The 5,386-nt window shown below is 64.1% G+C and carries 5 protein-coding genes; 4 read left to right on the top strand and 1 reads right to left on the bottom strand.

Going from position 1 to position 5,386, the window contains the following annotated elements; all coding sequences use genetic code 11:
* Positions 1-638 (bottom strand): FAD-binding oxidoreductase (locus EOA27_RS20100; RefSeq protein WP_145970434.1); only part of this gene is annotated, 638 nt, incomplete at its 3' end.
* Positions 639-750: 112 nt separating this feature from the next.
* On the opposite strand from EOA27_RS20100, the gene EOA27_RS20095 reads away from it, so the two are divergent.
* From EOA27_RS20095 to EOA27_RS20075, 4 genes are all read left to right on the top strand, one after another.
* Positions 751-1,389 carry a TetR/AcrR family transcriptional regulator gene (locus EOA27_RS20095; RefSeq protein WP_126078371.1) on the top strand — a complete coding sequence of 213 codons (639 nt, stop codon included), beginning with the start codon at positions 751-753 and terminating at the stop codon, positions 1,387-1,389.
* 240 nt (positions 1,390-1,629) lie between these two features.
* Positions 1,630-3,786 carry a penicillin-binding protein 1A gene (locus tag EOA27_RS20090; RefSeq protein ID WP_126078372.1) on the top strand — a complete coding sequence of 719 codons (2,157 nt, stop codon included), beginning with the start codon at positions 1,630-1,632 and terminating at the stop codon, positions 3,784-3,786.
* A gap of 201 nt (positions 3,787-3,987) precedes the next feature.
* Entirely contained in the window at positions 3,988-4,572 is a 585-nt protein-coding gene (locus tag EOA27_RS20080) for a DUF1214 domain-containing protein (protein WP_126078373.1), read from the top strand.
* Positions 4,565-5,113, top strand: coding sequence for a DUF1254 domain-containing protein (locus tag EOA27_RS20075; protein ID WP_126078374.1), 549 nt, complete (start codon positions 4,565-4,567; stop codon positions 5,111-5,113). The genes EOA27_RS20080 and EOA27_RS20075 overlap by 8 nt, the downstream gene beginning before the upstream one ends.
* The last annotated feature ends 273 nt before the right edge of the window (positions 5,114-5,386 follow it).

Here is a 5,386-nt window from a genome sequence, read left to right as displayed (position 1 = left end):
AGCCCGACCTGCTTGGCCCAGAGACCGCCGGCGTTGACGACATGCTCGGCGACGATCGTGCCCTTCTCGGTGACGATGTCCCAGCCGCCGTCGGCGCGCTGTTTCAGCTCGACGACGCGGTTGCGCAGGATGACGTCGGCGCCGCGCTTCCTGGCGGCGCCCGCATAGGCATGCGTGGTGCCATAAGGGTCGAGATGGCCCTCGTTGGAATCATAGAGGCCACCCAGCACGCCGCTGACATCGACAATCGGGCAGATCTCCTTGATTTCCTCCGGCGTCACCAGCCGCGCCGTCTCGATGCCGACCGACTGGAACACCGCCCAGGCCGATTTCAGCCATTCCCAGCGCTGCGGGTCGCTCGCCATGTTGACGCCGCCGGTCATGTGCAGCCCGGCATTCTGGCCGGACTCGGCCTCGATCTCGCGATAGAGCTTGATCGTGTAGTCCTGCAGCGCGGCGACATTGGGATCGGCGTTGAGCGCGTGGAAGCCGGCCGCCGCATGCCAGGTCGAGCCCGCCGTCAGCTCGGCGCGCTCGATCAGCGCCACGTCGCTCCAGCCAAAGCGCGTCAAGTGATAGAGCACCGAGGCGCCGACCACGCCTCCGCCGATGACCACCGCCCGGTAATGCGACTTCACGAGCCTCTCCCCTCTCGTTGGAGGCTCTCAAGATATACGCCCCGTACACATGTGTCTAGACACTTCTGTCCAGAGCTTGCGCGCTGCTCCGCGCCATGCCACTTGTTGGCTCATGACCATGACCGCTCCCCAGGACGAGCCGGCGCCCGGCAACATCAAGGTAACCCGCGCGGATTGGATCAACCTCGCGCTGCAGACGCTGATTTCCGACGGTGTCGAGAGCGTGCGCGTGCTGACGCTGGGACAGAAGCTCGGCGTCTCGCGCTCGAGCTTCTACTGGTATTTCGAAAGCCGGCAGGACCTGCTCGACCAGCTGCTCGAGCATTGGCACGAGACCAACACCACGGCGATCGTCGAGCGGGCGCGCCGGCCGGCCGACACCATCATCATGGGTGTGATGAACGTCTTCGAATGCTGGGCCGACGAGCGCCTGTTCGATCCCAGGCTCGATTTCGCCGTTCGCGAATGGGCAAGGCGCTCGGACGACGTGCGGCGCATGATCGACAAGGCCGACGAGGAGCGACTGCTGGCCATACGCGACATGTACCGCCGGCACGGCTACGAGAGCGAGGACGCCTTCATCCGCGCCCGCGTCCTCTACTACATGCAGATCGGCTATTACGTGCTCGACCTCAAGGAACCTGTCGAGGCGCGCGTCAGCCATCTCGCCGCCTATCTGCGCTCCTTCACCGGACTGGAGCCGAGCGAGGCGGATGTGACGCATTTCATGCGCTTCATCGCGGCGCGGTGATATCGCTCTCAGTATTTGTTTTACGCAATTCCGGACGGAAAACCGCTGCTCACTTTTCTAGGAAGTGCTCACTTTTCCTGGAATGGCTCGGGGCACAATCAACCATGGCGTTCAACAAAGCCTGGGTGTGGCTTCGCTGCCCTTGTGAGTGGTGCTAAAATGGTCGATTAGTTTGGCAGGGAGGGCGCCCCGGAACTGCCACGGCTGTTTCGGGCGGAAGTGCCGGGGTGGAATTCTGGAATGGACAATCCCTCTAAACCACGCAGGAGAAGAGGCCGGATCGCTTCGGCGCTGCTCGCCGTGGATGCGTGGCTCGATACTTCGCTCTACGAGATCGGTTTCAAGGCGCGCGAATTCTGGGAAGCGGCGACCATCTTTTCCCGCCGCTTCCGTGTGCAGGGCTGGCGCCGCGCCATCGTCGAGGTGCTGAGCGAGGGCTTCACCATGGGCGCCGGCGGCTTCGTGGTTCTGCTCGCGCTTGCCATGCCCGCCTTTGACATCACCACCGGCGACTGGCGCAACCAGGGCGACTTCGCCGTCACCTTCCTTGACCGCTACGGCAACGAAATCGGCCAGCGCGGCATCATCCAGCGCGATTCCGTGCCGGTCGACGAGATGCCGGACATCGTCATCAAGGCGGTGCTGGCGACGGAGGATCGGCGTTTCTTCGACCATTACGGCATCGATGTGCTGGGCCTGTCGCGCGCGATCTTCGAGAACGTGCGCGCCAATTCGGTGGTCCAGGGCGGGTCGAGCATCACGCAGCAGCTCGCCAAGAACCTGTTCCTGTCCAACGAGCGCACTCTCGAGCGCAAGATCAAGGAAGCCTTCCTGTCGCTGTGGCTGGAGGCGAACCTCTCCAAGAAAGAGATCCTGCAGCTCTATCTCGACCGCGCCTATATGGGCGGCGGCACCTTCGGCATCGAGGCGGCGGCGGATTTCTATTTCGGCAAGAGCGTCAAGGACCTGAACCTCGCCGAGGCGGCAATGCTGGCCGGCCTGTTCAAGGCGCCGACCAAATACGCCCCGCACATCAACCTGCCGGCGGCGCGCGCGCGCGCCAATGTGGTGCTCTCCAACCTCGTCGATTCCGGCTTCATGACCGAGGGCCAGGTGCTGCAGGCAAGACTGCACCCGGCCGACGTGGTCGACCGCGGCGAGCAGAAGAGCCCGGACTACTTCCTCGACTGGGCCTTCGACGAGGTCAAGAAGATCGCCAAGCCCGGCCAGCATTCGCTGGTCGCCCACACGACCTTCGACGCCAACATCCAGAAGGCGGCCGAGGAGTCGGTCGAGTTCCATCTGCGGCAATTCGGCAAGGAATACAACGTCACCGAAGGCGCGGTGGTGGTGATCGAGACCAATGGCGCGGTGCGCGCCATCGTCGGCGGCCGCGACTATGGCGCCAGCCAGTTCAACCGCGCCACCAAGGCGCTGCGCCAGACCGGCTCATCCTTCAAGCCCTATGTCTATGCCACCGCGATGGAGCATGGCTTCACGCCGGACTCGGTGGTTTCGGGCGGCGCCATCAGCTGGGGCAACTGGTCGCCGCACAATTACAGCGGCGGATCGGCCGGCAACGTCACGCTGCTCACGGCGATCGCCAAGTCGATCAACACGGTGCCGGTGCGGCTCGCCAAGGATTACCTCGGCATCGGCCCGATCAAGGCAATGGCCGAATCGATGGGTGTCGAATCGCCGCTGGAAGCGCACAAGACCATGGTGCTGGGCACATCCGGCATGACGGTGATGGACCAGGCGACCGGCTACAGCGTCTTTGCCCAGAACGGTTTCGTCGGCTCGCGCCATGGCATCACCCAGCTCGTCACCCGCACCGGCGAGGTGGTCTATGACTGGGCCAAGGACGCGCCGCCACCACACCGCGTGCTGTCGGAAAGGGCGCTGAAATACATGAACACCATGCTGGCGGCGGTGCCGGTGATCGGCACGGCACGGCGCGCCCAGCTCCCGAACATCGTCGTTGCCGGCAAGACCGGCACCACGCAGTCCTACCGCGACGCCTGGTTCGTCGGCTTCACCGGCAATTACACGGCGGCCGTCTGGCTGGGCAATGACGACTTCACCGCAACCAACAAGATGACCGGCGGCTCGCTGCCGGCGATGGTCTGGCAGCGCCTGATGGTCTATGCGCACCAGAACATCGACCTGAAGCCTATCCCCGGTCTCGACCACCCGTTCGTCGACCCAGAGGTCGCGGCCAAGGCAGAGGAGGCGGCCAAGAAGGAAGCCGACGCCGCAGAGGCGCAGGCCGAGGCCGAACGGCCGCCGGTGCTTTCCAGCCGTACCACCCAGACGCTGAGGGACATGACCAAGGCGTTCCAGGCCGCGCCCGTGCTCGAAGCGCCCACCCTGCCGGAAGCACTTTCGGCGCTTTAGAGCATGGTCCCGAACCGAAGGACCGCGATAGCGAAAAGTGGGAACCGGTTTTCGGATAAGATCATGCTCCATCAAAAAAATAGATCAGGACGACGTTTCAGCGAAACGTCGTCCTGATCTAGCCACCCCTCGCGTGAAGCCGGCTTGCCACGGCACCCCGCGCCGCGATATCCCGGGCAACCTCCTCTGTTTGCGGCTCTCATGCTCAAGAACGCCATCCTGACGCTGCTTTCGCTTGCCATAGCCATTGGGCTTGGCGGCTACAGCGTCTGGTATGCGCTCAACGCGCAGGACGGCGTCGGGGCGATCCGCATCGGCCAATGGACCGCCTTCCCCGAAGTCGGGACTTTAGACGCCGACCCCTACTCCAAGGCGCGCGTGGCGCGCGAGGGCGTGCTGGCGCTCGGCCGGGCCGAGGGGCTGGCCTTCGTCGCCGAGCGCGACGATGCAGGCGAGCCGCTGAGACGCGAATGCACCTACACGATCGAAGGCAGCTACCCGACCGCCCGTTTCTGGACGCTCTATGCCGCAGACCAGTCGCTTGGCGTGATCGATACCGGCAAGCCGAGGCAGGCGGCGCTGCAGTCTTACGAAGTGCTGCGCCGGCCCGACAATTCCGTCGTCATTTCGGTCGGCAATCACCCTGCCCCCGGCAACTGGCTGCTCACCGGCGGATCCGGCAAGATGTATTTCGTGTTGACCTTCTACGACACGCCGATCGCGTCCAGCACCGGCCTCTCCGATGTGACGCTGCCGCGCATTCTGAAGGCGGGCTGCAATGCGTAGACTGCTGCATGCCCTCATCGTCGGCCTGCTCGGCGCCGGCATCGTGCATATCGTCGTGCTGTTCCTGGTACCGGAATTTTCCGAGCGCGATGCCTGGTCGCGGCTGGCGATGGCATCCGACCTCTACAAGATGACGCGGCTTGACGCCGAAGCCGGCGGCGCGCCGGTGGTGAAATCGGTCGATCCGCTGTTTTATGCCGCCGCCTGCCGCTTCGACCTTGCCGACGGCCTGGTGCGGATCAAGGCGCCCGGCGACGTGCCGTTCTGGTCGGCCTCGGTCTATGACCGCGGCGGCCACAACATCTATTCCTTCAACGATCACAACGCCAATGGCGAGAAGCTCGATACGGTGGTGCTGACCCCGGCGCAGATGATCGATGTGCGGCGCGACCTTCCGGAGGATCTGCAAGGCGCGATCTTTGTCGAGGCGCCGATCGAGGAAGGCATCTTCGTCGTCCGCGCCTTCGTGCCGGACGAGAGCTGGAAGCCGATCGTGTCGCGCTTCCTCGAGCAGAGCAGCTGCGAATTGCAGGACGACTGAGAAGCCATTCGATCAGTGATGCGGCTTGGCGGGTGGCGGCGAGCCGGGCTTTTCTGGGCTGCTGCTGCCGGGCTGAGCCTCACTGGCAGGATGCAACTCGTAACGGACGCCGGGGAAAATTATCACCGCCGCCGCCGTCGGGGTGTCGTGACTTGCTCGATTTACAGGTGCCGCACGCGGCACAAAAGACAGGACCATGCCCATGGTTCGCGCATTCCTCTCGGTTTGACCGGAGCACAACGCAACGCCTCCAAGTTGATTAAGGGGCGTAGA

Origin of the sequence: Mesorhizobium sp. M2A.F.Ca.ET.037.01.1.1 (assembly GCF_003998075.1) — a bacterium.
GTDB lineage: Bacteria > Pseudomonadota > Alphaproteobacteria > Rhizobiales > Rhizobiaceae > Mesorhizobium.
Note: the sequence above shows the minus strand (reverse complement) of the source record. Positions and strands in the feature narration are given on the sequence as shown.

Coding starts and splice junctions, on each gene's coding strand:
- EOA27_RS20095 (WP_126078371.1), top strand. CDS start 751: ATGACCATGACCGCTCCCCAGGACGAGCCGGCGCCCGGCAACATCAAG.
- EOA27_RS20090 (WP_126078372.1), top strand. CDS start 1,630: ATGGACAATCCCTCTAAACCACGCAGGAGAAGAGGCCGGATCGCTTCG.
- EOA27_RS20075 (WP_126078374.1), top strand. CDS start 4,565: ATGCGTAGACTGCTGCATGCCCTCATCGTCGGCCTGCTCGGCGCCGGC.
- EOA27_RS20080 (WP_126078373.1), top strand. CDS start 3,988: ATGCTCAAGAACGCCATCCTGACGCTGCTTTCGCTTGCCATAGCCATT.